The 25,424-nt window shown below is 68.5% G+C and carries 21 protein-coding genes; 5 read left to right on the top strand and 16 right to left on the bottom strand.

Annotated features, from left to right (window positions below; translation table 11 throughout):
- Window positions 1–108: 108 nt before the first annotated feature.
- The 3 genes from NJ1_RS24680 to NJ1_RS24670 form a co-directional block, all read right to left on the bottom strand.
- Complete coding sequence (locus NJ1_RS24680; RefSeq protein ID WP_067698423.1) at window positions 109–1,422, bottom strand: sensor histidine kinase; 1,314 nt, start codon at window positions 1,420–1,422, stop codon at window positions 109–111.
- 80 nt (window positions 1,423–1,502) lie between these two features.
- Window positions 1,503–2,180 carry a response regulator transcription factor gene (locus NJ1_RS24675; protein ID WP_067698421.1) on the bottom strand — a complete coding sequence of 226 codons (678 nt, stop codon included), beginning with the start codon at window positions 2,178–2,180 and terminating at the stop codon, window positions 1,503–1,505.
- Between the two features lie 9 nt (window positions 2,181–2,189).
- Window positions 2,190–2,732: a PH domain-containing protein gene (locus NJ1_RS24670; RefSeq protein WP_067698419.1), complete on the bottom strand. Its 543-nt coding sequence runs from the start codon at window positions 2,730–2,732 to the stop codon at window positions 2,190–2,192.
- Window positions 2,733–2,947: 215 nt separating this feature from the next.
- Here NJ1_RS24670 and NJ1_RS24665 point away from each other — a divergent pair, with 215 nt between their 5' ends.
- Window positions 2,948–3,901, top strand: a complete 954-nt coding sequence (locus NJ1_RS24665; protein ID WP_067698418.1) for an acyl-ACP desaturase — start codon at window positions 2,948–2,950, stop codon at window positions 3,899–3,901.
- Window positions 3,902–4,059: 158 nt separating this feature from the next.
- On the opposite strand, the gene NJ1_RS24660 is transcribed toward NJ1_RS24665, so the two are convergent.
- The 5 genes from NJ1_RS24660 to NJ1_RS24640 form a co-directional block, all read right to left on the bottom strand.
- Window positions 4,060–4,860 carry a biotin--[acetyl-CoA-carboxylase] ligase gene (locus tag NJ1_RS24660; RefSeq protein ID WP_067698416.1) on the bottom strand — a complete coding sequence of 267 codons (801 nt, stop codon included), beginning with the start codon at window positions 4,858–4,860 and terminating at the stop codon, window positions 4,060–4,062.
- Between the two features lie 421 nt (window positions 4,861–5,281).
- The gene (locus NJ1_RS24655; protein ID WP_067698413.1) at window positions 5,282–5,629 is read right to left on the bottom strand and encodes a hypothetical protein; all 348 of its coding nucleotides are present in this window, start codon (window positions 5,627–5,629) and stop codon (window positions 5,282–5,284) included.
- The gene (locus NJ1_RS24650) at window positions 5,629–6,039 is read right to left on the bottom strand and encodes a DUF1707 SHOCT-like domain-containing protein (protein WP_067698411.1); all 411 of its coding nucleotides are present in this window, start codon (window positions 6,037–6,039) and stop codon (window positions 5,629–5,631) included. Before NJ1_RS24650 ends, NJ1_RS24655 begins: the two co-directional genes overlap by 1 nt.
- A 144-nt stretch (window positions 6,040–6,183) precedes the next feature.
- On the bottom strand, window positions 6,184–7,980 hold the full coding sequence (locus NJ1_RS24645) for an acetyl/propionyl/methylcrotonyl-CoA carboxylase subunit alpha (protein WP_067698409.1): 1,797 nt from the start codon (window positions 7,978–7,980) through the stop codon (window positions 6,184–6,186).
- A gap of 104 nt (window positions 7,981–8,084) precedes the next feature.
- Window positions 8,085–8,981 carry a sulfurtransferase gene (locus tag NJ1_RS24640; RefSeq protein WP_067698501.1) on the bottom strand — a complete coding sequence of 299 codons (897 nt, stop codon included), beginning with the start codon at window positions 8,979–8,981 and terminating at the stop codon, window positions 8,085–8,087.
- A gap of 165 nt (window positions 8,982–9,146) precedes the next feature.
- Between NJ1_RS24640 and NJ1_RS24635 the strand changes: the two genes are divergently transcribed.
- Window positions 9,147–9,956: a helix-turn-helix transcriptional regulator gene (locus NJ1_RS24635; protein WP_067698407.1), complete on the top strand. Its 810-nt coding sequence runs from the start codon at window positions 9,147–9,149 to the stop codon at window positions 9,954–9,956.
- A 66-nt stretch (window positions 9,957–10,022) separates the two neighbouring features.
- Here NJ1_RS24635 and NJ1_RS24630 read toward each other — a convergent pair whose 3' ends face one another.
- The 5 genes from NJ1_RS24630 to NJ1_RS24610 all read right to left on the bottom strand — a co-directional run bounded on the left by NJ1_RS24630 (window position 10,023) and on the right by NJ1_RS24610 (window position 15,080).
- Window positions 10,023–10,646 (bottom strand): Maf family protein, encoded by a 624-nt coding sequence (locus tag NJ1_RS24630; protein ID WP_067698405.1) that lies wholly within the window; start codon window positions 10,644–10,646, stop codon window positions 10,023–10,025.
- A gap of 6 nt (window positions 10,647–10,652) precedes the next feature.
- Entirely contained in the window at window positions 10,653–10,976 is a 324-nt protein-coding gene (locus tag NJ1_RS24625) for an acyl-CoA carboxylase subunit epsilon (RefSeq protein ID WP_067698499.1), read from the bottom strand.
- A gap of 218 nt (window positions 10,977–11,194) precedes the next feature.
- Complete coding sequence (locus tag NJ1_RS24620; protein ID WP_067698404.1) at window positions 11,195–12,835, bottom strand: acyl-CoA carboxylase subunit beta; 1,641 nt, start codon at window positions 12,833–12,835, stop codon at window positions 11,195–11,197.
- Between the two features lie 387 nt (window positions 12,836–13,222).
- On the bottom strand, window positions 13,223–14,563 hold the full coding sequence (gene lat, locus NJ1_RS24615) for an L-lysine 6-transaminase (RefSeq protein ID WP_422615775.1): 1,341 nt from the start codon (window positions 14,561–14,563) through the stop codon (window positions 13,223–13,225).
- A 64-nt stretch (window positions 14,564–14,627) separates the two neighbouring features.
- Entirely contained in the window at window positions 14,628–15,080 is a 453-nt protein-coding gene (locus NJ1_RS24610) for an Lrp/AsnC family transcriptional regulator (protein ID WP_067698399.1), read from the bottom strand.
- 62 nt (window positions 15,081–15,142) lie between these two features.
- Between NJ1_RS24610 and amaB the strand changes: the two genes are divergently transcribed.
- Window positions 15,143–16,672 carry an L-piperidine-6-carboxylate dehydrogenase gene (gene amaB, locus NJ1_RS24605; RefSeq protein ID WP_067698497.1) on the top strand — a complete coding sequence of 510 codons (1,530 nt, stop codon included), beginning with the start codon at window positions 15,143–15,145 and terminating at the stop codon, window positions 16,670–16,672.
- A gap of 130 nt (window positions 16,673–16,802) precedes the next feature.
- On the opposite strand, the gene NJ1_RS24600 is transcribed toward amaB, so the two are convergent.
- On the bottom strand, window positions 16,803–17,645 hold the full coding sequence (locus NJ1_RS24600) for an SDR family oxidoreductase (protein ID WP_067698397.1): 843 nt from the start codon (window positions 17,643–17,645) through the stop codon (window positions 16,803–16,805).
- A 70-nt stretch (window positions 17,646–17,715) separates the two neighbouring features.
- The gene (locus NJ1_RS24595) at window positions 17,716–18,675 is read right to left on the bottom strand and encodes a patatin-like phospholipase family protein (RefSeq protein ID WP_067698394.1); all 960 of its coding nucleotides are present in this window, start codon (window positions 18,673–18,675) and stop codon (window positions 17,716–17,718) included.
- A 68-nt stretch (window positions 18,676–18,743) separates the two neighbouring features.
- On the opposite strand from NJ1_RS24595, the gene NJ1_RS24590 reads away from it, so the two are divergent.
- The gene (locus NJ1_RS24590; protein ID WP_067698392.1) at window positions 18,744–19,343 is read left to right on the top strand and encodes a TetR/AcrR family transcriptional regulator; all 600 of its coding nucleotides are present in this window, start codon (window positions 18,744–18,746) and stop codon (window positions 19,341–19,343) included.
- A gap of 13 nt (window positions 19,344–19,356) precedes the next feature.
- On the opposite strand, the gene NJ1_RS24585 is transcribed toward NJ1_RS24590, so the two are convergent.
- The gene (locus NJ1_RS24585) at window positions 19,357–19,902 is read right to left on the bottom strand and encodes a histidine phosphatase family protein (RefSeq protein ID WP_067698495.1); all 546 of its coding nucleotides are present in this window, start codon (window positions 19,900–19,902) and stop codon (window positions 19,357–19,359) included.
- A gap of 177 nt (window positions 19,903–20,079) precedes the next feature.
- Between NJ1_RS24585 and NJ1_RS24580 the strand changes: the two genes are divergently transcribed.
- Complete coding sequence (locus NJ1_RS24580) at window positions 20,080–25,335, top strand: Lhr family ATP-dependent helicase (RefSeq protein ID WP_169813197.1); 5,256 nt, start codon at window positions 20,080–20,082, stop codon at window positions 25,333–25,335.
- The last annotated feature ends 89 nt before the right edge of the window (window positions 25,336–25,424 follow it).

The raw sequence follows: 25,424 nt of genomic DNA, 5'->3' as shown, positions 1-25,424 counted from the left end.
CGGTGAACGATTCCGAAGGTATGAAGCGTTTTCTCAGGCTCGGCTAGCGAATGGTTAGGGAATCGATAGAACTCGATTCGCCACCGGAAAACCCGGCGGAGAGCCGCCTCAGCGCGGCTCGGTGATCGGACCGTTCGGAATCCGGGCCACCCCGGACGAGCCCAGGAACACCGCGAACAGCGCCGGGCGGCGACGCTGCAGTTCGAGACGACCGCCATCGGCCTCGATGAGCGCACGCGCCAGCGCCAGGCCCACACCGGTGGATCCGGCGGCGGAGAAACCGCGGTCGAAGATGTGCGGGGCGAGTTCGTCGCGCACGCCGTCGCCCTCGTCGGCGATCTCCACCACCACCAGCGGTTCCCGGTCGTCGCGCACGCCGGTCACCGTGCGCACCGACACGGTGCAGGTCCCGGCCCCGTGCATGAGGGCATTGTCGACCAGCACCGCGACCGCCTCGCGCAGGCGGGATCCGGTCACCGGAGCCTTGAGGGTCGGATCGCCGAGCAGGACGAGTTTGCGGCCCGCCTCCGCGAACGGATGGCGCCATTCGGCCACCACGCCACGCAGTTCCGCGACCACCGGCACCGGATCGCGCTCGGCGGCGCCCTCGTCGCGGGAGGCGCGAACCAGATCGTCGATCGCGTCGGTGAGGCGATCCACCTGCGCCATGGCCTCCTCGGCCTCGTGCACGACCGCCGGATCGTCGTGGGTGGACAGTTCGTCCAGGCGCAGGCGCACGGCCGTCAATCGGCTGCGCAGCTGATGCGAGACATCCGCGACCAATGCGTGCTCGCGCTGCAAACGACCCGCTATCTCCACGGTCGCCGAATCGAGCACGTCCGAGACGCGATCGAGTTCGGTGATGCCGTGCCGGCGCGGATCCGCGCGGAAATCACCCATGGCCAAGCGCGCGGCGCGCCCCGCCACGTCGCGCAGCGGATCGGCCACCCGCCGCGCGGTCACCACCGCCACCGCGATGCCCGCACCGAGCGAGATCAGCACCAGCCCGGCCACCGCGCCCAGCGCTTGGCGCTGCATCGAATGCATCGGCGCCGCAGGCGTTTCCAGCCGCAACGAACCCGAGGTACCCATGGCGAGCGACTCGACCAGCGGATCCTGCACCGACTCCACGCCCACGTCGATGCGCGAGGCATTGTCCGAGGGCGTCGGATAGACGATGGTCAAGCGGCCGCCCTCCGGAATCAGCGGCGCGGCCGAGCGCAGATCGAGGGTGCCGTGCACCAGCCCGTCGTCCTTCTCCTGCGCCACCACCTCCACCGCGATGCGGTCCAGCCGATTGCGCAGTTCGTTGCGGGTGATGTCCTCGACCCACTGCCAGGCGGTGAAGGCCAGCGGCACCCCGAGCACGAGCGTGGTCAGGGTCAGCGCGGCCACCATGGACAGCAGGATCCTGCGCCTCATCGTCGAGATGCCTCGCTTCGCTGGGCTTTCGGGAATGCCGGCACTTTCCGGAGAGAACTGGATTCGCCTACCGCGCACCGCTAGTCGGTATTGAAGCGGAACCCTACGCCGCGCACCGTCACGATTCGCCGTTCGGCCACCGGACCCTCGTCGCCGATCTTGCGACGCAACCACGACATATGCATATCCAAGGTCTTGGAACCACGCAAATCGGCGTCACCCCAGACCTCGCGCAGGATGGTCTCGCGCGAGACCACCTGTCCGGCACGGTCGATGAGCACCTTGAGCAGCTCGTACTCCTTGTTGGCGAGATTCACCTCGGCGCCGTTCACCAGCACCCGGCGCGCGGCCGGCTCGAGCCGGATCCCGCCGACCTCCACCGCCTCGTCACCGATTCCGCTGCGGCGCAACAGCGCTCGCACCCGGGCCAGCAACTCCGCGAGCCGGAAGGGCTTACCCACGTAGTCGTCCGCGCCGGCATCGAGACCGACCACGAAATCCACTTCGTCGGTGCGCGCGGTGAGCATGAGCACGGCCAGATCGGCCCCGCGCGCCCGCACCTGGCGGCACACCTCGAGCCCATCCATGCCGGGCAACCCCAGATCCAGGATCAGCAGGTCATGGCCACCCTCGAGGGCTCGCTCCAGAACGGCGGGACCGTAACTCTCGACGGTCACCGCATATCCTTCGCGCCCCAGCGCTCGCGACAGCGGCGCAGCGATAGCCTCGTCGTCTTCGGCCAGCAGTACGGCGGTCACGGGACAAGACTACGGGTACGACGGGTCGGATCCGTAGGAGCCGCCATTCTGGTTGTTCTGCACCACATCGAAGACCTGGTGATAGAGCAGCGCGTGCACCTTCTGCACCTCCGGAATGTCGTCGTACTCCAGCGGGTCCTCCGACGCGGATCCGACGATCAGCGTTCCGGTGCCCAGCATTCGGTCGAACAGTCCATGGCGGAACTGCACATTCGAGATCCGGTTCATCGGAATGTCGATGCCGGTGTGCGTCAGCACGCCCTGCCGGATCAGCACCCGGCGATCGGTGATGATGAAATGCGTCGACTTCCACCGCATCAGCGGAGCGATGCACCGCCACACCACGATTGCCGTCCACGCCACCAGAATCGCGATCAACAGACCGGTGCGCAGGGTGCCCTCGGTGTTGTGCACCGCGACCCCCGCACCGAACCCGGCCAAAGCGGTGATCAGGATGAAAGTGACAGCGGGCCAGAACAACATCTTCCAATGCGGATGCCGATGCAGCAGCAGCCGCTCCTCCGGTGCGAGCGCGTCCTCCGGATAACCCATGCTGGAACATTAGCGCGAAGAGATGTCAGAATGCTTCACGCCGAACGATCGGGCAGGCGCGGAATCATCACGCACCGCGTAGCATCTGCGTCCACGATCTGCCTTATCTCGTTATCTCGCGTAACCGATTGCCGAGCTTTTCGAGCTTCACCCTTCGCTTTCCAGCGCTACACCCATCCCGGACGCCTTCGCGGCGCACTTCACAGGAGACGTGTGTGACCCGAGAGTTGACCCAGCATCAGATTCTCCACGAACTGGAGCCGGTGGCCGAGCAGAACCTCAACCGGCACCTGTCCATGGCCAAGGAATGGCACCCCCACGACTACGTGCCGTGGGACCAGGGCCGCAACTTCGCCGCCATGGGCGGACAGGACTGGGACCCCTCCCAGTCCACCCTGTCCGAAGTCGCCAAGATCGCCATGGTCACCAACCTGCTCACCGAGGACAACCTGCCCTCCTACCACCGCGAGATCGCCGAGAACTTCTCCCAGGACGGCGCCTGGGGCACCTGGGTCGGACGCTGGACCGCCGAGGAGAACCGGCACGGCATCGTGCTGCGCGACTACCTCGTGGTCACCCGCGGCGTGGACCCCGTCGCGCTCGAGGAAGCCCGGATGATCCACATGACCACCGGCGCACAGTCTCCCGACGACTGGGGCGGATTCCTCGAGAACGTCGCCTACGTGACCTTCCAGGAACTGGCCACCCGCGTCTCACACCGCAACACCGGCCGCGTCTGCAACGACGCCGTCGCCGATCGCATGCTCCAGCGCATCGCGGCGGACGAGAACCTGCACATGATCTTCTACCGCACCCTGTGCGGCGCGGGCCTGGACCTGGTCCCGGACCAGGCGGTCGCGGCGATCACCAAGGTGCTCACCAACTTCGTGATGCCGGGGGCGGGCATGCCGAACTTCCGGCGCAACGGCGTCATCATGGCCAAGCACGGCATCTACGATCTGCGCCAGCATCTGGAGGAGGTCGTACAGCCGGTGCTCAAGAACTGGAACATCTTCGAGCGCACCGACTTCGGCGCGCGCGGCGAGCAGGCACGGGAAACCCTCGCCGCCTACGTGGAGAAGCTCGAGGTCGATGTGCTCAAGTTCGAGGAGCAGCGCGATCGACTCCTCGCCCGGGAGGCCTCGCGCGGCCAACTCCAGCCCGCCTGAACGCTTTTCGCCGATCGACCGAACTCGATACGTTTCGAATCCCGGCGTGCGCCGGGATGACCGGGACCGCGCCTCACTCGCGGAATCCGCTCATTCCGGCGCACGCCGGGATTTCGCGCTGGGCGCGCCGCACGGTCCGTGCGGCGCGCGGCAGTCGCTCAGTACTCCGCGCGCAGGTGGGTGACGTCGCCCGCCGAGACCGAACGCTCGCCGATCAGCAGCCGGCCGTGCTCGTCCACGCCGGTCGCGACTCCGGTGAGCACGTCGCCGCCCGGCAGCTCGGCCCGCACGTGCGCGCCGATGGTCGAGCAGCGCTCGCGATAGGCCGCCGCGAGATCGGTGATGCTCCAGCGCGCGGCCTCCCAGGCGGCGAAACGCCGGGCGAACTCGCGGAGAATCGCGGCGGCCAATTCGGTGCGATCCGCCGCGGCCGCGCCCGACAGCTCGAGCGACGTGGCGTGCGGGACAGGCAGTTCCGCCTCGGTGAGACTCACGTTCAGGCCGATGCCGACCACGACGGCCGGATCCGGTCCGACGGCGGCGATCTCGGCCAGAATTCCGGCCAACTTACGCCCCTCGACCAGAACATCGTTGGGCCACTTCAAGATCGCCTTCACACCGGTGTCGGCGCGCACCGCGTCAACGACCGCGACTCCGGTCAACAGCGGGAGCCACCCCAGTACCGCCGGATCGATCCCGCGCACGCGCACCAGCAGCGACATCGCCAGCTGCGCGCGCGGTGGACTCACCCATTGACGCTCGTGCCGGCCGCGTCCGCGCTGCTGTTCCTCCGCGATCAAGACCAGCCGATCGGCCGACGAATCCGCCGCCCGCGCAACCAGATCGGCATTCGTCGACCCGGTCGAGGTCACCACCTCGACCTCGGTGAAGAACTTCGACTCCGGCGATTCGACGACGAGGTGCCGCAGTCGCGCCACATCCAGGGGTGCCCGGTTCATGCCCGCAGGCTACTCCATCGGGGTCCCCCGACCCGGTGGGCATGGACGCGGATTCGTCGAGCTCACGGGTGTAGCGCGCGGTGGCGCGCCCGCCGTCATCGGCGGGCGCGCCGTCCTCGCCCCCGGGGCGATCGGTGCGGAAATCGGGATCGGTCACGGTCGGCTTCGGGTCCCGGACCCGCCCGCTGGTGAACGCCGCGGCTTGCGCTCTGTCGAATTGATGTCTGCTCCAGCCCCACATGACCGTCTCCCCTTCGCCGGCTTCGGATGCCTTCTCAGGGTCCATCATCGAGTGGATGAGCACGAATGATTAATTGCCGGAAGGGCATCGAAACACCCGCTCACAGGCGGATAATCCGGCGCGAAAAGTCTTCCGGACCGGATGGATTCGCGGTCCCGGGAGTGCCGCACGAGCTCGGACTCAGGAGGCGTCGCGGGGTTCCAAGCCGAGGGCTCCGGCGGTGAAACGGCGCACCGAACTCAGCCCGTCCGCCAGTGCCTCGTCGTAGCCCGCTCTGGCCCAGCCGACCACCGTCGCCGTGCCGTCCGACGCGGGGGTGACGCCGATCTCCGCGACCAACTCCGCTGTCGTGGGGACGCACACCGCCCACGAGAAGTGCGTCTCGTCAGCCCATTCCGCGTTCCGGCGCTCGACGTAGCCGGGTTCGGTGATGCCGCCGTCCGCGAGCGCGGGACGATCGTCGATGCGCTCGTCCGCGCGCAGGGCCCGCAGGTACCAGTTGCCCGCGTTGATCTCGATGGGTTCCACTAGCGCTCACGCCTCCGGTCACGACGGTCACGGCGGTCGCCGCGGCGATCCCGGCCGCTCTCCCCGACCAGCAGGGCGCCGGCCAGTGGAATCAACAGGAACACCCACCACTGATGGAAGACGAAGAACAGGATCACCGCGAGGATCGGCACCACCGGCATGACCCGCGCGGGCCAGTTCGATCCGAACCGCGACTCCTGTTTCGCCGGAACCGGTTTCGCGATCACCGGTTCGGGGAGATCGGTGAACACCCGCTCCAGATCCCCGCGCACCACCGCGGCCGCGACGATCCCGCTGCGCTCGTCGAATTCGGCCACGCTGAGCCGGCCCGCCGCGAAGTGATCGGACAGCCGCTTCAGGGCGTCCTCACGCTCCTGCGTCCCGATGCGAATGTCCGGTGGTTCAGCCATGTGTCGACCTTAGCGCGGTGGGTCTGTGAACTGCCTGGGAGGAACGCGAACGGGCCGCTCGCGTGGGCGAGCGGCCCGTTCGGGAAACCTGTTGCCGGACATGTGCCGTCCGGCATTCGGAGGCGAGGCCCCCGGGATTCGGTCCTACTTGATCTCGGCGAGCACGGTGCCCTGCGTGATGGCGGCGCCGGCCTCGACGGACAGACCCGTGATCACACCGGCCTTGTGCGCGGTGACCGGGTTCTCCATCTTCATGGCCTCGAGCACCACGACCAGATCCCCGGCCTCGACGGTCTGGCCCTCTTCGACCGCGACCTTCACGACGGTGCCCTGCATCGGAGCGGTCACCGCGTCACCGGAGGCAGCGCCACCGGCCGCACCGCCGCGCTTGCGCGCCTTGGGCTTCTTGCGGATCGCACCCGCGGCACCGTTACCGGCGGCCGCGGCGTTGACCGAGAACTGACCCGGAAGCGACACCTCGAGACGACGACCGCCGACCTCGACGACCACCTTCTGACGCGGAGCCTCGTCCTCGTCCTCGATCGCGGCACCACCGGTGTACGGCTCGATGACATTGGTCCACTCGTTCTCGATCCACTTGGTGTAGACGTCGAACTTGGTGCCGTCACCGATGAACGCCGGGTTCTCCACGATGTGGCGGTGGAACGGGATGACCGTCGCCAGGCCCTCGATGTGGTACTCGGCCAGCGCGCGGGCGGCACGCTGCAGCGCCTGCTCGCGGTTCTCGCCGGTGACGATCAGCTTCGAGAGCATGGAGTCGAACTGGCCACCGATGACCGAACCCGCGACCACACCGGAATCGACGCGCACGCCCGGGCCCGAGGGCTCGGAGTAGACGACGACCGGGCCGGGGGCGGGCATGAAGCCGCGACCCGCGTCCTCACCGTTGATGCGGAACTCGAAGGAGTGCCCACGCGGAGTCGGGTCCTCCTTGATCGAGAGCTCGTGGCCCTCGGCGATGCGGAACTGCTGACGCACCAGGTCGATTCCCGCGGTCTCCTCGGTCACCGGGTGCTCGACCTGCAGGCGGGTGTTGACCTCGAGGAACGACACCGTCTCGCCCTGCACCAGGTACTCCACGGTGCCCGCGCCGTAGTAGCCGGCCTCGCGGCAGATGGCCTTGGCCGAAGCGTGGATCTTGCCGCGCACCTCATCGGACAGGAACGGCGCGGGCGCCTCCTCGACCAGCTTCTGGAAACGACGCTGCAGCGAGCAGTCACGGGTGCCCGCGACCACCACGTTGCCGTGCTGATCCGCGATCACCTGCGCCTCGACGTGGCGCGCCTTGTCCAGGTACTGCTCCACGAAGCATTCACCGCGACCGAAGGCGGCGATGGCCTCACGGGTGGCGGACTCGAAAAGCTCCGGGATCTCCTCGATGGTCTGGGCGACCTTCATGCCGCGGCCACCACCGCCGAAGGCGGCCTTGATGGCGACGGGCACGCCGAATTCCTTGGCGAACGCGACGACCTCGTCGGCGTTCTTGACCGGGTCCTTGGTACCCGCGGCCATCGGAGCCTTCGCGCGCTCGGCGATGTGCCGCGCGGTGACCTTGTCACCCAGGTCGCGAATGGACTGCGGGGACGGGCCGATCCAGATCAGACCGGCGTCGATCACAGCCTGGGCGAAGTCGGCGTTCTCGGAAAGGAAACCGTAACCGGGGTGGATCGCGTCCGCGCCGGCCTTGGCGGCGGCGTCGAGGATCTTGTCGAACACCAGGTACGACTCGGCCGAGGTCTGGCCGCCGAGCGCGAAGGCTTCATCGGCGAGCTTCACGAACGGGGCATCCGCGTCCGGTTCGGCATACACCGCGACGCTGGCGATTCCGGCGTCCTTGGCGGCCCGGATCACGCGCACGGCGATCTCGCCTCGATTGGCTACGAGGACCTTTGTGATCTGCGCGTTGGCATGGCTGGGCACTGAGCCTCCTGTGCTGTGAAAACTTAGTCTTGGGCAGTGTAGGCAGTCTGCCAACAACTACCGAACGGGGCTAGGGCTACCGAGCAGTAGGTGACAGATACCAACTACCGCACGATGTCCTTGGGGACCGGACCCGGCTCGGAGCCGAAGACGATCGGAGCCCCGACCGCATTAGACCATTCGGTCCAGGAGCCGTCATAGTTACGCACCCCGTCCACTCCCAGCAGGTAGGTCAGGACGAACCAGGTGAGGGCGGAGCGTTCCCCGATGCGGGAGTACACCAGCGGCGCACTCCCCTCGGCGACCCCACCGTAGATCACTTCCAGCTCGGCGCGCGGGCGGAATCGAGCATCCGCACCGACCGAGGAGGTCCAGGGGATATTGACGGCGGTCGGGATGTGGCCCGCGCGCAGCGCCTGCTCCTCCGGACGGTCCAGCACCACCAGCTCGCCGGTGTACTCGTCGAAGACCCGCGAATCGACCAGCGGTCCGCCCAGGTGCGCGAGGACGTCGGCGCGGAAGGCGCGGCTGGTCTTGTCGTCACGGTCCACGACCGGATATTCGCCGAAACCGGCGGACGGCACATCGAAGGTGGTGTCGCGGCCCTCGTTGATCCAGGCGTCGCGGCCGCCGTCCAGCAGGCGCACGTCCTCGTGCCCGAAGAGCCCGAACGCCCACAGGGTGGCTGCCGCGGTGCCGTTGGCCTTGTCGCCGTAGATGACTACGGTGTCATCACGGGTGACGCCCTTGATTCGCATGAGTTCGGCGAAGGCAGCGCCGTCGACCACGTCCCGGGTGCGAGGATCTATCAACTCGTTCCGCCAGTCGATCTTGATGGCGCCGGGCACATGGCCGATGTCGTATAGCAATATGTCTTCGTTGGACTCGATGATCTTGAGTCCCGGCGCGCCGATGTTTGCCGACAGCCATTCTGTGGTTACTAGTCGGTGAGGATGTGCGTAGGAGCCGAACGAGTGATGCGGATCCGGGGCGACGGGCACGGTGTGGTCCTTCACGCGTGGTGGGTTAGATAGTGACGGTTCGAATCTCTGCACCGATCGTAGGCAACTGGCGGTAACGAAACTCGTTTCAGATCACGAATCGGATGATTGAGCGAATTAAGCGCAGCTTCATCCGATAAAGTCTCCAGGGAGGAGGGGTGAGCTATGTCCGATTCTTGGCCGCGACGACGACTGCTCGCGATCCTACGTGGCGCCAGCGAGCCTCTCGACGCGCAAGAACTCGCGCGCGTCACCGGCCAGCATGTGACAACGGTACGTTTCCATTTGGATGTGCTCACTCGTGAGTCGCTGGTGCGGCAATTCCAACAGCCGCCACGCGGGCGCGGGCGCCCCCGAATCGGTTACACCGCAGTTCAGCGATCCGTCGGTTATCAGGAATTGGCACAGGTTCTAGCCGACCAGCTGGGCAGCGATCCGCGCCGGCGCTCGGACGCGGCCATCTCCGCGGGCCGCGCGTGGGGCTCGAAACTCGAAGCCGTGGACCAGCCGATCGAAACGCTCGAGGACGCCAAGGACCTGACGGTGACCGTCATGTCCGAACTCGGTTTCGCGCCCGAGCGCGATCACGCGAGCGAGACCGAGGAGAGCGCGCTCATCCGGCTCACCGCGTGCCCGCTGCGCGAACTCGCGCGCACCCACTCCGAAGTGGTGTGCGGGGTGCATCTGGGCCTCATGCGCGAAGTGCTCGACCGCAACGGCGCCCACGACGCGGTCGGTGTGCGACTGCACCCGTTCGTCGAGCCCGAATTGTGCGTCGCGCGTTTGGAACTGCTCGGGGTCCGGCCGCCGGACATCAAGCCCGGCGGTGAATCCATGGCCTCGGCGAGCGAGAACGGCGAACCCCGGCTCGCGACCGCGACCGGCCGAATGGCCCCGCAATTGCGCACACCGGATCCGCAGCAGCTGCGCGGGACGGAACCGCAATTCCGCGGATCGGATACTCAGCTGCGCTGATCGGGAACCTCGGCTGCGAACGCAGCCGGGGTGGGTCCGCCGATGAACCGGGGCGAGACGCGCCGCTCAGACCCAGAGACTCGTGATGTCGACGCCGACCTCGGTGAGCAGCCGCCGCACCAGCGGCAGCCCGATACCGATCACGCTCGACGGATCACCCTCGATCCGCTCCACGAACCAGCCGCCGAGGCCGTCCAGGGTGAAGGAACCGGCCACCTGCAACGGCTCGCCGGTCGCGATGTACGCGTCCAGCTGCTCGGGCTCGGGCTTGGCGAAATGCACTGTGGTGGAACTGCAATCGGCGGATTCGCCGACGATCTCCCCGCCCAGGATCCGCAGCACGGCGTGGCCGGTGAGCAGATCCGCACTGCGCCCGGCCATTTCGGTCCAGCGCGCCCGCGCCACCTCGGAGGTGAGTGGTTTGCCCTGCAGTTCGCCATCCACCAGCAGCATCGAATCACAGCCCACGACAACCGAATCCGGGAATTCGGCGGCGAGCTGACCGGCGACCTCGAGCGCCTTGGCCCGGGCCAGTTCGATCACCACTCGATCGGGGGCGGTGTCCGCGGGTAGTGCCGCGGCGACCGCGTCCTCGTCCACGTGCGACACCCGGACCACCGGCTCGATGCCCGCGTTGCGGAGCACTCCGAGCCGGGCCGGGGACTGGGACGCCAGTACGAAGACTGTCACAGCCCGTCAGTCGCGATTATGCGACAGCGCCGGAAAGGCATAGGGCGAGAAGGGCGCCGAGCCGCGGTGCAGCAGGGTCGGGCGACCCCACATGTCGGCGGGGCCGTGGTTGCCGTTGGGGGCAACGGAGGCGCTCGCCGACGCGGCGGCGAACACGGACACCAGTGCGGCGAGTTCCAGATCGGTCGGGTTGCCCTTGAGCACCCGGATGACCGGCTCGGTACTCGTCTCGACCTCGGTTACAGCTGCGTCGAGTTCGGCGGCGTTCGCCAGATCGTCACGGACTGCCAGATCCAGTTCGGCGGCGCGCAGTACTTCTTCATCAGCCATGGTCGTCACAGCGCCAGTCCTCCTGTCCAATCGCCACGCGGTGAGCGCGACTTTGTTCGCTCCGGAAGGATCTCCGGGTGCGCAAACGGTAATCGGTACGGCCCTCTCGTGTGAGGGTCATGCCATTCCATCTTTGCTCGGATGAGGCGATCATGCGCGGTACGAGTCCACTGTCCACAGGGATTCAGTGTGCGCCTCATACCGCGCATATCGTCGAATCAGAGCGGAATGTTGCCGTGCTTCTTGGGCGGCAGCGAGACCATCTTGCGCTCCAGCAGACGCAGCGCCGACACGATCTGGCCGCGGGTGTGCGACGGCGGAATGACCGCGTCGACATAGCCGCGCTCGGCCGCGACGTACGGGTTCACCAGGGTGTCCTCGTACTCGTTCTGCAGCTCGAGGCGCAGAGCGTCGACATCGTTGCCCTCGGCGGCGGCCTGCTGCAGCTGCTTGCGGTAGACGAAGCCGACCGCGCCCGAGGCGCCCATGACGGCGATCTGAGCGGTCGGCCACGCCAGGTTCACATCGGCGCCCATGTGCTTGGAACCCATGACGTCGTAGGCGCCGCCGTAGGCCTTGCGGGTGATGATTGTGATCTTTCCCACAGTGGCCTCGCCGTAGGCATAGAGCAGCTTGGCGCCACGGCGGATGATGCCGTTGTATTCCTGGCCGGTGCCGGGCAGGAAGCCCGGGACGTCCACGAGGGTGATGATCGGAACGTTGAAGGCGTCGCAGGTGCGCACGAAGCGCGCGGCCTTCTCCGAGGCGTCGATGTCGAGGCAGCCCGCGAACTGGGTCGGCTGGTTGGCCACGATGCCGACGCTGCGGCCGTCCACCCGGCCGAAACCGATGATGATGTTCGGCGCGCGCTCGGCCTGCACCTCGAGGAACTCGTCGTCGTCGAGCAGCCGCTTGATGACCTCGTGCATGTCGTACGGCTGGTTCGGCGAGTCCGGGACGATGGTGTCCAGCTCGAGGTCTTCGGCGGTGAGGTTCTCCTCGATCGCGCCGTCGATCGGATCGGTGATCTCGCCGCGCGGGGCCTCGGCCCGGTTGTTGCTCGGCAGGTAGGACAGCAGGTCCTTGACGTAGTCGAGGGCGTCCTGCTCGCCGGAGGCGACGTAGTGCGCGACGCCGGACTTGACCATGTGGGTCTGGGCGCCGCCCAGCTCCTCCATGGTGACCTCTTCACCGGTGACGGTCTTGATGACGTCCGGGCCGGTCACGAACATCTGGGAGGTCTGATCGACCATCACCACGAAGTCGGTCAGCGCCGGGGAGTACACGTGGCCGCCAGCGGCCGGGCCCATGATCAGCGAGATCTGCGGGATCACGCCGGAGGCCTGGATGTTGCGGTGGAAGATCTCGCCGTAGAGGCCCAGGGAGACGACGCCCTCCTGGATGCGCGCGCCCGCGCCCTCGTTGATGCCGACGAGCGGACGGCCGGTCTTGAGCGCCAGGTCCATGACCTTGACGATCTTCTCGCCGTAGACCTCGCCGAGCGAGCCGCCGAAGACGGTGACGTCCTGGGAGAACAGGCACACGTCACGGCCGTCGATGGTGCCGTAGCCGGTCACGACGCCGTCGCCGAGCGGACGGTTGTCGGCCAGGCCGAAGTTCACGCTGCGGTGCCGGGCCAGGGCGTCGAGTTCCACGAAGGAACCCTCGTCGACCAGGGCGAGGATGCGCTCGCGCGCGGTCATCTTGCCCTTGGCGTGCACCTTGTCGACCGCGGCCTCACCCATCGGGTGCTTGGCTTCTTCCAGCCGATTGCGCAGGTCCGCCAGCTTGCCGGCGGTGGTGTGGATATCTGGGGAGTCCGCCGACCCCGGCGAAGGCTGCTGCTGGACACTCGTCATGCCCGGCAGTGTAACCAGTAGCAGTGGTCTCCGGTAATCCCGGAATTCCTACTCATCAGTATGGTTATTGGCTACCCGCCAGTAGATATCCCCTGGTAGATGGGGTTATTCCGGAAGTGTAACCCCGAAACGATCCGAAAAATAATCTCGACGGTGATGCTCCCGATCCCGGGCCGAGAGCGACACGTTGCCGTCGGTGAACCGGAAACGCCGGGCCTCGAACGACTCCCGCGTGCGGATCCGGGTTCACCGCATGACTCCGGCGTGACCGGCACGGGAGCGCCCGGCCGCGGCCCCCGCGATTCGCCCGAAGTGGCAACTTCCGGCGCATCCGGGTGGGCGTCCTCGAGAGCGCGCGTCCAGGGGTCGGGCGCGCGCTCTCGAGGCTCAGGACAACACGCGGTCCAGGGCGTCCACCGCTTCGTCCAGTTCCGTCACGGTGACCGTGAGCGGTGGACGGAAGCGGATGCCGCGCTCCCCCGTTCCCAGCAGCAGCACGCGCTCGCGTTCCCGAAGCCGGGTCACCACCTCGTCGCGCAGTTGCGCCGATTCCAGCGTGAGGGCGCACATCAGCCCGCGACCGCGCGGATCGCCGACTTCCGGGTGGGCAGAGGCGATTTCGGTGAGCCGGTCCAGCAGATGCGCGCCGAGTTCACGCGCCCGGTCCACCAGCCTGTCGTGATCGAGCACCTCGAGCACGCGCCGGGCCCGCACCATATCGGTGAGGTTGCCGCCCCAGGTGGAATTGAGCCGGGAGCTGACGGCGAAGACATTGTCCGGCACCTCGTCGATCCGGCCGCCGGCCATGATGCCGCAGACCTGGGTCTTCTTGCCGAAGGCGACCACGTCCGGTTCCAGGCCGAGTTGCTGGTAGGCCCAGGTGCTGCCGGTCATCCCGACGCCGGTTTGCACCTCGTCGAGGATGAACAGGGCGTCGTTCTCGTGGCACAGGCGCTGCATCGCGAGCAGGAACTCCGGCCGCAGGTGCCGGTCACCACCCTCGCCCTGGATCGGCTCGGCGATGAAACACGCTATGTCGTGCGGGTTTTCGGCGAAGGCGTGAGCGGCCTGCGCCAGCGCGTGCCGCTCGGCGGCCTCGATGTCGGGATGGTCCGGACCGATATAGGGGGTGTCGATGCGCGGCCAGTCGAACTTGGGGAATCGGGCGGTCTTGACCGGATCGGTGTTGGTCAGCGACAGCGTGTAGCCGGTGCGGCCGTGGAACGCACCGGTGAGGTGCAGCACCTTGGTGCCGAGTTCCGCTGCGCGCCCGCGCATTTCGTTGTGCCGGGACTTCCAGTCGAAGGCGGCCTTGAGGGCGTTCTCCACCGCGAGCCCGCCGCCGTCGATGAAGAACAGGTGCGGTAGCCGCGGATCGCCCAGCACCCGCGCGAAAGTGCCCACGAAACGGGCCATCTCGACGGTGTAGATGTCGGAGTTGCTCGGCTTGTTCAGCGCAGCGGCGGTGAGGCTCGCCAGGAATCGCTTGTCACCGAGCAGGGCCGGATGGTTCATACCCAGCGTCGAGGACGCGAAGAACCCGAACATGTCCAGGTATGCCGTGCCGTCGCGCGCGTCGACGAGCCGGCGACCGCGTGATTTTCGCAGGTCGAGCACTAGATCGAAGCCGTCCGCGAGGATGCTCGCGGACAGGATGTCATGCACCCGGGCGGGGGTGACCAATGTGTTGTCGGCAACCGCCCCGAGCCGATCCATTTCGAGGGTCACCACCCCAGCGTAAATGAATTTTTACGGCTAGACCCGCAATTTCCGAACTAATTACGAGAGAAGGCTACTTGTCATAGAATGTCTGCAGAATGATGGTGCTTCGAGTCCTGACGTTGGCCGTCGCGCGAATCTCCTGCAGCAACTGCTCCAGGTGCCTGGGCGACGCCACGCGCACCAGCAGCATGTAGCTCTCGTCCCCGGCCACCGAATGGCAAGCTTCGATGCCCGGGATGTGCTGCAGCAGTGCCGGTGCGTCATCGGGTTGCGACGGGTCGAGAGGAGTGATGGCGACGAACGCCGACAGCATCTGCCCCAGGGCCTCGGGATCGACGTTCGCGGTGTATCCGCGAATCACGCCCCGAGCCTCGAGTCGTCGTACCCGCGACTGCACCGCGGAGACCGAAAGATTGGCCTTCTCGGCCAGATTGGACAGCGTGGCGCGACCATCGGCGATCAGCTCACGAATCAGGAGTCGATCGATGTCGTCGAGTGGGGGCTTCGCCGGTGTATCCGCCATCAGCGAAGGCTAACTCAGGGAACTGAACTCGTGGCCGGAAACCCCTCAGCATGGAGCCGCATATGACCTCTGTATCGACCGATCGAAGCACCGCGGAACTGCGCACCCGCACCGAGTCGCTGTTGCGCGCGCTCGGCGCGGAGTTGCCCGAACCCGGGGACCTCTCGGTGCGCACTCCGATCACCGGTGGCGAACTCGCCACTCTCCGGCCGAGTTCGGTCGCGGAGGTGGACGCGGCCGTCGATCGCGCCGCCGCCGCGTTCCGCACCTGGCGCACGGTGCCCGCACCGCAACGCGCGGCCGTGGTGCGCAGGCTCGCGGAACTGCTCACCGCGCACAAGGACGAACTGGGAGATCTGGTCACGCTGGAGGCGGGCAAGATCGGCGCGGAGGCGCGCGGCGAAGTCCAGGAGATGATCGACATCTGCGAGTTCGCCATCGGGCTCTCGCGCCAGTTGTACGGGCGCACAATGCCGTCCGAGCGTCCCGGGCACCGGCTGATGGAGACCTGGCATCCACTCGGCGTCGTCGGGGTGATCTCGGCGTTCAATTTCCCTGTCGCGGTGTGGGCCTGGAATACCGCGCTCGCCCTGGTGTGCGGCGACACGGTGGTGTGGAAGCCGTCGGACGCGACGCCGCTGACCGCACTGGCCTGTCACGCGCTGCTGCGCCGGGCCGCCGCCGACGTGGGCGCGGATCCCGAGGTGCACCAACTGATTCAGGGCGGCGGCGAGATCGGCGCGCGGCTCGTGGACGACGAGCGGGTCGCGCTGGTGAGCGCGACCGGCTCGGTGCGAATGGGGCGCACGGTGGCCCCGAGGGTGGCGGCGCGGTTCGGGCGCTGCCTGCTCGAGTTGGGCGGCAACAACGGTGCGCTGGTGACACCGTCGGCGGATCTGGACCTGGCGGCCCGGGGAATCGTGTTCGCCGCGGCCGGGACCGCCGGTCAGCGGTGCACCACGCTGCGCCGGCTCATCGTGCACGAGGACGTGGCGGAGCCGCTGCTCGAGCGCATCGAATCCGCGTATCGCTCACTGCGCGTGGGCAATCCGCTCGAGGAGGGCGTGCTCGTCGGTCCGCTGATCAACGGCGGTTCCTACGCCGTGATGTGCGATGCCGTCGAGCGCGCTCAGGCCGACGGCGGCGAATTGATCTGCGGCGGTGAACGAGTCGACGACTTCGGCGAGGACGCCTACTACGTGCGGCCCGCGCTGGTCCGCATGCCCGCCCAGACCGAGGTGGTCCGCGAGGAGACCTTCGCGCCGATCCTCTACGTCATGACCTACAGCGACTTCGACACGGCCGTCGAGCTGCACAACGCCGTCCCCCAGGGCCTTTCGTCGGCGGTCTTCACCCGGAACCAGCGCGAGGCCGAACGATTCCTGGCCGCCGACGGATCCGACTGCGGCATCGCCAATGTCAATATCGGCACCTCGGGCGCGGAGATCGGCGGCGCGTTCGGCGGCGAGAAGGAAACCGGCGGCGGGCGCGAATCCGGCTCGGACTCCTGGAAGGCCTATATGCGCCGAGCCACCAACACCGTCAACTACTCGACGGAACTGCCACTGGCCCAGGGCATTCGCTTCGAGTAGGGACACACGCGAGCACCCCGAGATCGAAGTCGGCGACGGCCCGCCCTCACGGCCCCAACCGATTTTCGGTCGGGGCCGGGCACGCATCCGGCCGGCCCCCAGCGCCGGTCGGATGTGATCGACCGCCGCGTCAGTCCTTGCTGATGGCGCGGATCTGCTCCTCGTAGGCGGCGCGGGTCGACTCGTCGGAGGGGTGCAGGGCGCGGTCGCCGTTGAAGAGGCGGCGGACCAGGCGGACGGCGGGCTCGGGCGCGGCGGCGAGGGCTACGTCGATGGGGCCCAGGAAGTTCGGGACGGCGACCTCGGCCCTGCGGGTGCGGACGGTGGCGACGATGGCGGCCGCCACGTCCTCGGGATCGACGGTGGGCATGCCGTTGCCCAGGGCCAGGCCCGAGGACAGGCGGGTGCGCACCGCCGAGGGCATCACGCAGCTGACGCTGATGCCCTGCGGCTCGAACTCCAGACGCGTTGCGGCGGAGAGGCCGACGGCGGCGAACTTGCTGGCGTTGTAGACGGCCAGGCCCGCGATCGGGATCTTGCCCGCCAGCGAGGCGACGTTCACCACGTGCCCCTTACCGCGATCGATCATGCCGGGGACGACCGCGCGCATGCCGTGGATGAGACCCCAGACGTTCACGTCCATCGCGGTGTGGCCCACCGCGTCCGGCTCGTCGAGGAACGCGCCCGCGGGCATCACGCCGGCGTTGTTCACCAGGATGTCGATCCGGCCGAAGTCGGCGACGATCTTGTCCCACTGATCGCGTCGGCGCACGTCGAGTTCGAAGGCGCGGCCGCCGAGCGCGGCGGCGGCGGCCTCACCCGCGGCGGTGTCCACGTCGGCGATGGCGATCTCGGCGCCCTTGGCGCGGAACAGTTCCGCGGTCGCCTGGCCGATGCCGCGGCCACCGCCGGTGACCAGCACCCGCGCTCCGTCGAGATCGATTGCGGGGTAGTTCTTTCCGAGAATGCTCATGGTGTGTCCTTTCGCGCACGACCGGGGCCCTGCGTGATTCGGGTCGGGGAATGCGTCCGGATTCGGACCCTCACGCGAAGACTTCGCGCTCGACGGCCTTGCGGGTACTGATCAGGCTGTGTTCGAAGGTGTCCAGGCGGCGGCGGCCGTCCATGAAGTTGGGGCCCATCACCGCGAGATCTTCGGCGGTGGCGTCCAGGCGCAGCACCTTGGTGCCGCTCGCGCGCAGCAGCGCGATCTCGGCATCGAGCTTCTCGCTCATCCGGTTTCGCATCTGACGCTCGAGGAAGTGCCCCGCGCTGGTGGCGGGGATGCGACCGGTGGAGGCCATCGGCGCGATGACGACGACCTCGTCGAGTCGCGCCGGAATCAGCAGATCGGCCGAGGCGGTGGAGGCCGCCCCGCCGTCGACGAACCGGCGGCCCGCGATCTCCACGGCGGGGAACCAGCCGGGCACGCCCCACGAAGCCCGCAGTGCCGCACCGAGAGTCGCGTCGGGGGCGGACGCCGAGCCGAAGGCCACGCGTTCACCGGTCGCCTGGTCCATGCCGACCAGCCAGGTCGCCGGATGCTCGACCCAGTCGCGGCCGGGGTTCAGTCGCTCGGCCAGTCGCTGCAGCCACGCCGGATCGCCGCTGCCCCGCGGCAGCAGTCCACTTCCGGCGGTGAGCAGGGCGTGACCGTTGCCGGGTCCGGCGAGCAGCGACTTCACCGCGCTCCTCGGCGCGCCGAGGAGCGGACGCGGCAGGGGCGGGAAGCGGCCCGGCTCGCTGCGCATATGGGCGGCCAAGACCGGATCGGTCGTGGTGCCGCGCTGCATGGCGACCAGGTCGTCCACGCCGATGCCGCTCCCGAGCATGGTCAGCATCTCCGCGCCCGCGGACGTGCCGATCATGACGTCGGCCTCGCGCGGATCCCAGTTCAGCGCATCGCGGACGGAGGCCAGCGCCGCCACGATCCACGCCGCGCCGACCGTGCCGCCGCATCCGATGGCCAGGCCACGTCGTCGTGACCCGTTCCTGTTACTCATGGTTTCAAAGACTAACAGGTTTCAAATACCCGCGGTATCCCGAAACTTCTGGTACGTAAGATATCCCCATGCCACGCCTCACCCGCACCGAGAGCCAGGCCCGCACCCGCGCGGATCTGATCGCGACCGCGCGTGACCTGTTCCTGACCGACGGGTACGCCAAAACCAGCCTCGAGCGGGTCGCCGAGGAGGCCGGATACTCCAAGGGCGCGGTCTACTCCAACTTCCGCACCAAGTCGGCACTGTGTCTCGAGGTGCTGACCCTGATCCACGAGACCAAGTTCGAGGAGGTCAGCGAACTGCTCGCGGGCAGCGACGGCCTGGACGAGCGGCTGGAGCGGTTCCAGACCTGGGCCGAGCGGACCCTCGGCGACGTCGGCTGGACCATGCTCGAATTCGAGTTCGCCATCGTCGCGCGGGACGACGCGGACCTGCAGGCCGCGCTGATCTCGGGGCTGGGGATCGTGCGCGGAACCGTCGCCGCCCAGTTGCAGGAGCTGGCCGATTCCATGGCCCTGGAACTGCCGCTGCCCGCCGAGGACGCGGCCACCGCCGTGCTGAGCCTGGGACTCGGGCTCGGCATTCAGCGGGCCATCGACCCGAGCCTGTCCGCCCGGCTGATCACCGATGCCCTGCGGGCCATGCTGCGCGGGGTCGTCGCGATCTGAGCGGACGCGGCGCTCACGGCCGGAAGTGCAGCGTCCATTCACCGCGGTAGTGCAGACGAGTGACGCTCACCGGCGGAACGTCTATGCGCCAGAAGGACTTCGCGGGAGCGTCGAGGGTCACCAGCAGTGCGGCGCGGATCACCGCCGGATGCGTGATGGCGATGATGGGTTCGCCCTCGACGGCGATATCGGCCATCCACTCACCCGTGCGCTCGACCACATCCACCACGGATTCGCCGCCGTGCCCGCGATAGCCGGGATCGGTGAGCCAGGAGTACAGCTCCTCCTTGGGCACCGACATGAGTTCGCCGCCGCGCCACGCTCCGGCGTCGAGGTCGCGTAGCCGGTCGTCCTCCTCGCCCATGAGTCCCATGAGGGCGGCGGTCTCGGTGGTGCGGCGTTCGGGGGCGGTCAGGACCCGCGCTTCCTGCAGCCGTCCGCAGGCGGACACGGCGCGGCGGCCGGCCTCGGTCAGTGGTTCGTCGACCGGAAATCGTGCCTTTCGCATCGCCTCGGTCATTCCGTGACTGACCAAGTCGAGTCGGAGCACCTTCTGCACGAATGGAACCTTACGCGCGGGGTCGATGGGCGTGATTCGATTGCCCGCCCTTCGCTCACCTCCAGGCCAGAGGCCGATCTTGGTCCGCCGGGCGGTTCGCGAGGTCACGACCGGGGTCCGATACGTACCGGATGGTCTGTGACCTGGGCTGTCGGTGCCCGGGTGCAGACTGGGGCAATGGAACGGTTCTCCCCCGCTACCCGGCAGTGGTTCGACGGCGCGTTCCCCGCGCCGACACCCGCACAGCTCGGGGCGTGGGAATCGATCGCCGCCGGGAACCACACCCTCGTCGTCGCGCCGACCGGATCGGGCAAGACGCTCTCGGCCTTCCTGTGGGCGATCGACAGGCTGGCCACCCGCGAACCGCGCGACAAGCGCAAGACCTCGGTGCTGTACATCTCTCCGCTCAAGGCCCTCGCGGTCGATGTCGAGCGGAACCTGCGGGCTCCGCTGGTGGGCATCACGCAGACCGCCAAGCGGCTCGGGCTGGACGCGCCGGAGATCCGGGTGGGGGTGCGCTCCGGCGATACCAGCGCGGCCGATCGGCGCGGCATGCAGCGCACGCCGCCGGACATCCTGATCACCACTCCCGAATCGCTGTTCCTGATGCTGACCTCCGCCGCGCGCGAGACGCTCAGCGAGGTCGACACGGTGATCGTGGACGAGGTGCATGCCATCGCGGGCTCCAAACGCGGTGCGCACCTGGCGCTTTCGCTGGCCCGGCTGGATCTGCTGCGAGCCGAGGCCGAACCGTCCGCGCGCCCGGCGCAGCGTATCGGGCTCTCGGCGACGGTGCGGCCACCCCAGGAGGTGGGCCGGTTCCTGGTGGGAAGCGCGCCCATCACCATCGTGTCGCCGCCCGCGCCCAAGACCTTCGATCTGTCGGTGCGGGTGCCGGTCGCGGATATGACCGAACCCGATGCCGGGAACGAGGATTCGGACCAGCCCGGGTCCATCTGGCCGCACGTGGACGAGGCCATCGTGGATCTGGTGCTCGAGCATCGGTCGTCCATCGTCTTCGCGAATTCGCGGCGGCTCTCGGAGCGGCTGACCGCGCGGTTGAACGAGTCGTACGCCGCCCGTGTCGGCGATGCGGTGGAGACCGAGCACGCGCCGCCCGCAACGCTGGGGCCCTCGACCGAGGTGATCCACGGCGCCGCACCGCTTTTGGCGCGGGCACATCACGGGTCGGTGAGCAAGGAACAGCGCGCGCTCATCGAGGACGACCTCAAGAGCGGGCGGCTGCGGTGCGTGGTGGCCACCAGCAGCCTCGAACTCGGCATCGATATGGGTGCGGTGGATCTGGTGGTGCAGGTCGAGGCGCCGCCGTCGGTGGCCAGCGGGCTGCAGCGGGTCGGGCGCGCCGGACATCAGGTGGGCGAGATCTCCCGGGGCGTCATCTTCCCCAAGCATCGGACCGATGTGATCCATTGCGCGGTGGCCTCCCTGCGGATGACCGCCGGGCAGATCGAGGAACTGAAGGTGCCCACGCACCCGCTGGACATTCTCGCCCAGCAGACCGTGGCCGCCTGCGCGCTGGAGCCGATCGACGCCGACGCCTGGTTCGAAACGGTCCGCGCCACCGGCAGTTACGCGGCGCTGCCGCGCTCGGCGTACGAGTCGGTGCTCGATCTGCTGTCCGGGCGCTACCCCTCGGACGAGTTCGCCGAACTGCGCCCGCGCATCGTCTGGGATCGCGACGCGGGCACCCTCACCGGGCGGCCCGGTGCCCAGCGCCTGGCCGTCACCTCCGGTGGCGCCATCCCCGATCGCGGCCTGTTTCCCGTCTTCATGGTCGGCGAAAAGGCCTCGCGGGTGGGTGAACTCGACGAGGAGATGGTCTACGAGTCGCGGGTAGGCGACGTCTTCGCGCTCGGCGCGACCAGCTGGCGGATCGAGGAGATCACCTTCGACCGGGTTCTGGTCACCCCCGCCTTCGGCCTGCCCGGCCGCCTCCCGTTCTGGCACGGCGACGGCCTCGGCCGCCCCGCCGAACTGGGCCGGGCCCTGGGCGAATTCATCCGCACCACGGGGCAGGCGGTCGAGCAGTCGCGGGAACTCCCCCGGTCGCGCGCGAAGGGCACACCGCCCGCGAACGGGAAAGCACCGGTCGAATTACGCGCCGCGCTGGACGAATTCGCGCGCGACATCGCCTCATCGGGCGAGGGCGGTGCCGATGCGGACGCTGAGACGCCGCTCGACTCCCCTGGAACAGGCGGTGGTCGACAGGGAAGCACTGCCCGGAAGGCGACATCCGAGGCCGGGAAGCCCTCGGCCGGAACCGCAGGACGCGGCCGGGCCCGCAAGACAGGCGAAAGCACCACCGAGGCAACGGAATCCCCGATGCAGCGGATCGCGGTCGCGGCGGGGCTGGACGGGAACGCGACGGCGAATCTGGTGTCGCTGCTACAGGAGCAGCGCGAGGCCACCGGTCAGTTGCCGACGGATCGGACGCTGCTGGTGGAGCGGTTCCGGGACGAGCTGGGTGATTGGCGGGTGGTGTTGCATTCGCCGTACGGACTGGCGGTGCACGCGCCGTGGGCGCTGGCGGTGGGGGCTCGGCTGCGCGAGCGGTTCGGGGTCGATGCCGCGCCGACACCGTCCGATGACGGGATCGTGGTGCGACTGCCGGACACCACGGACGATCCGCCCGGCGGCGAGCTGTTCGTGTTCGAGACCGACGAGATCGACGAGATCGTGACCGAACAGGTCGGCGGCTCGGCGCTTTTCGCGTCGCGGTTCCGGGAGTGTTCGGCGCGGGCGCTGTTGCTGCCGCGTCGCGATCCCGGCAAGCGCGCGCCGCTGTGGCAGCAGCGCCAGCGCTCGGCGCAGCTGCTGGATGTGGCGCGCAAGTTCCCGGACTTTCCGATGCTGCTCGAAACCGTGCGTGAATGCCTGCAGGACGTGTACGACCTGCCATCCCTGCGGGACCTGCTCGGGCAGGTGGCGCGGCGGCAGGTGCGGCTGGTGGAGGTCGAGACGGCCGCGCCCTCACCGTTCGCGAACTCGCTGCTTTTCGATTACGTCGGGCAGTTCATGTACGAGGGCGACAGTCCGCTCGCCGAGCGGCGGGCGGCGGCGCTGTCGCTGGATTCGAGTCTGCTGGCGGAACTGCTGGGGCGAGTGGAGCTTCGGGAGCTGCTCGATGCCGCGGTGCTGGAGCAGACCGAGCTGGAATTGCAGCGGCTCACTCCGGAGCGGCACGCCCGGGACATGGAGGGGCTGGCAGATCTGCTGCGGCTGCTCGGTCCCGTCACCGTGGCCGAGGCGACCGAGCGGTGCACCGAGGATCCTCGGCCGTGGTTCGACGAACTCGTCAAAAGCCGACGGGCGCTGTCGGTGTCGTTCGCGGGCTCGCAATGGTGGGTCGCGATCGAGGATTCCGCGCGGCTGCGGGACGCCCTGGGCGTGCCGTTGCCGATCGGCGTACCGGCCGCCTTCATCGAGCCGGTCGCCGACCCGCTCGGCGACCTCGTGGCGCGCTACGCCCGCACCCACGGTCCCTTCACCCTCGGCGCGGTCGCCCATCGATTCGGGCTGGGTACCGCCGTCGCCGCCACCGCGCTGCATCGACTCGGGCTCGAAAAGCGAGTCGTGGAGGGTGAATTCACGCCCGGTGCGGTCGGCGCCGAATGGTGCGACAGCGAAGTGCTGCGCCGCCTGCGCCGACGGTCACTGGCCGCCGCCCGCAAGGAAGTGGAGCCGGTGCCCACCGCCGCCCTGGGTCGTTTCCTTCCCGCCTGGCAGCACATCGGCACCAACGAACTGCGTGGCGTCGACGGCGTCGCGGCGGTCGTGGAACAGCTTGCGGGCGTGCCGATTCCGGCTTCGGCCTGGGAATCGCTGATTCTGCCCTCCCGAGTCCGGGACTACTCCCCCGCCATGCTCGACGAACTCCTGGCCACCGGCGAGGTGCTGTGGTCCGGTCACGGCTCCATCACCGCCAAGGACGGCTGGGTCGCCCTGCACCCCGCCGACCAAGCCCCGCTCACCCTGCTACCGCCCGACGACATCGATCTCAGCGAGATCCAGATCAGCCTCCTGATGTCCATGGGCGCAACGGTTGTCGGTCCCACGACCCCCGAGCGAACCAGTGCTCGCTCCGCTTCGGGCAGAGCTGGATCGGGTAGGGCTGGATCGGGCAGGGCTGGATCGGGCAGGGCTGAGTCGGGCAGGGCTGAGTCGGGCGGTGCCGGATCAGGCAGGGCCGGATCGGCAGGCGGGACGACGGCGTCCGAGGTTGCGGGCGGGAGCGCCGGTTCCGGCGCAGCATCGGGTTCCGGGAAGCGCGGGAAAGCCGAGAGCGCCGACGCCGTCCCGGATCCGGCCGGTGCGAACGGCGATGCCGTCCCCGCCCCTTCGACAATCGCCGAGACCGGCGCTCTCACCGAAGGTTTCGCCGGTGACTCCGCTCCGGCGAGTGAGGCTGTCGACACCGATGCGCGCGGATCGACCGCGGGAGTGGCGGGTTCCGGGTACCAGGTCGTGGACATGTCCGGAGGCGGGGCGTACTTCTTCCGGCAACTGGTGGAAGCGGCCGACACCGAGATCGAGAGTGCCGTGGTGGCGGCGCTGTGGGAGCTGGTGTGGGCGGGGTACGTGGCGGGCGATACCTTCGCCCCGGTGCGGGCGCTGCTGTCCGGGACCACCCGCACCACCACCGCGCATCGGACTCCTCGGCGCGCGCCCCGAGGTCGGATGTATCTGCCGCGCAGCGGGGTTCCGGTGTGCAGCAGTCCGCCGAGCGTGGCGGGGCGGTGGTCGCTGCTGCCGGAGCGGATGACGGACAACACGGTGCGCGCGCACGCCACGGCGGATGTGCTGCTGGAGCGGTACGGCGTGCTGACTCGCGGATCGGTGCAGAGCGAGGGCGTACCGGGCGGGTTCGCGTTGATGTACCGGGTACTCACCGAATTCGAGGATCGCGGGCGGTGCCGTCGCGGGTATTTCGTGGATTCGCTGGGCGGGGCGCAGTTCTCGACCACCGATGTGGTGGATCGACTGCGCTCCTTCGACACCGACCGCACCTCCGGTGAGACCGGCCGCGACGCGAGCGGACAGGCACTGGTGCTCGCGGCCTGCGATCCGGCCAATCCCTACGGCGCAGCGCTACCGTGGCCCAAGGCCGCCGCCGAGGGCGCCGGGCATCGTCCCGGGCGCAAGGCGGGAGCGCTGGTGGTCCTGGTGGGCGGCGAGCTCACGCTCTACCTCGAACGCGGCGGCAAAACCCTGCTCACCTTCACCGAGGACGCGGACACCCGAACCGCCGGGGCAGCGGCCCTGGCCGCCCTGGTCACCGGCCGACGCGTGGATTCCCTGGTCATCGACCGCGTGGACGGAGAATCGGTGCACGGCAACACCTTCGCCACCTTCCTCGCCCAGGCGGGCTTCGCCGCGACGCCGAAGGGCTTCCGCCTCCGGAGCAAGCCGTGAGCACTTCTCACCTCCCGGCGCAACCGCCGGTGGACCGCGCGAGAGCCGACGAAACACCTCGTACGCGCCGAAGCGGACTTCACCCCGAC

Source organism: Nocardia jejuensis NBRC 103114 (assembly GCF_001613145.1).
GTDB classification, from domain to species: domain Bacteria; phylum Actinomycetota; class Actinomycetes; order Mycobacteriales; family Mycobacteriaceae; genus Nocardia; species Nocardia jejuensis.
Note: the sequence above shows the minus strand (reverse complement) of the source record. Positions and strands in the feature narration are given on the sequence as shown.

Coding starts and splice junctions, on each gene's coding strand:
- NJ1_RS24625 (WP_067698499.1), bottom strand. CDS start 10,976: ATGGCTGATGAAGAAGTACTGCGCGCCGCCGAACTGGATCTGGCAGTC.
- NJ1_RS24600 (WP_067698397.1), bottom strand. CDS start 17,645: ATGAGCATTCTCGGAAAGAACTACCCCGCAATCGATCTCGACGGAGCG.
- NJ1_RS24610 (WP_067698399.1), bottom strand. CDS start 15,080: ATGGCGGATACACCGGCGAAGCCCCCACTCGACGACATCGATCGACTC.
- NJ1_RS24670 (WP_067698419.1), bottom strand. CDS start 2,732: ATGGGTTATCCGGAGGACGCGCTCGCACCGGAGGAGCGGCTGCTGCTG.
- NJ1_RS24660 (WP_067698416.1), bottom strand. CDS start 4,860: ATGAACCGGGCACCCCTGGATGTGGCGCGACTGCGGCACCTCGTCGTC.
- NJ1_RS24580 (WP_169813197.1), top strand. CDS start 20,080: ATGGAACGGTTCTCCCCCGCTACCCGGCAGTGGTTCGACGGCGCGTTC.
- NJ1_RS24635 (WP_067698407.1), top strand. CDS start 9,147: ATGTCCGATTCTTGGCCGCGACGACGACTGCTCGCGATCCTACGTGGC.
- NJ1_RS24620 (WP_067698404.1), bottom strand. CDS start 12,835: ATGACGAGTGTCCAGCAGCAGCCTTCGCCGGGGTCGGCGGACTCCCCA.
- NJ1_RS24650 (WP_067698411.1), bottom strand. CDS start 6,039: ATGGCTGAACCACCGGACATTCGCATCGGGACGCAGGAGCGTGAGGAC.
- NJ1_RS24590 (WP_067698392.1), top strand. CDS start 18,744: ATGCCACGCCTCACCCGCACCGAGAGCCAGGCCCGCACCCGCGCGGAT.
- NJ1_RS24680 (WP_067698423.1), bottom strand. CDS start 1,422: ATGAGGCGCAGGATCCTGCTGTCCATGGTGGCCGCGCTGACCCTGACC.
- amaB (WP_067698497.1), top strand. CDS start 15,143: ATGACCTCTGTATCGACCGATCGAAGCACCGCGGAACTGCGCACCCGC.
- NJ1_RS24595 (WP_067698394.1), bottom strand. CDS start 18,675: ATGAGTAACAGGAACGGGTCACGACGACGTGGCCTGGCCATCGGATGC.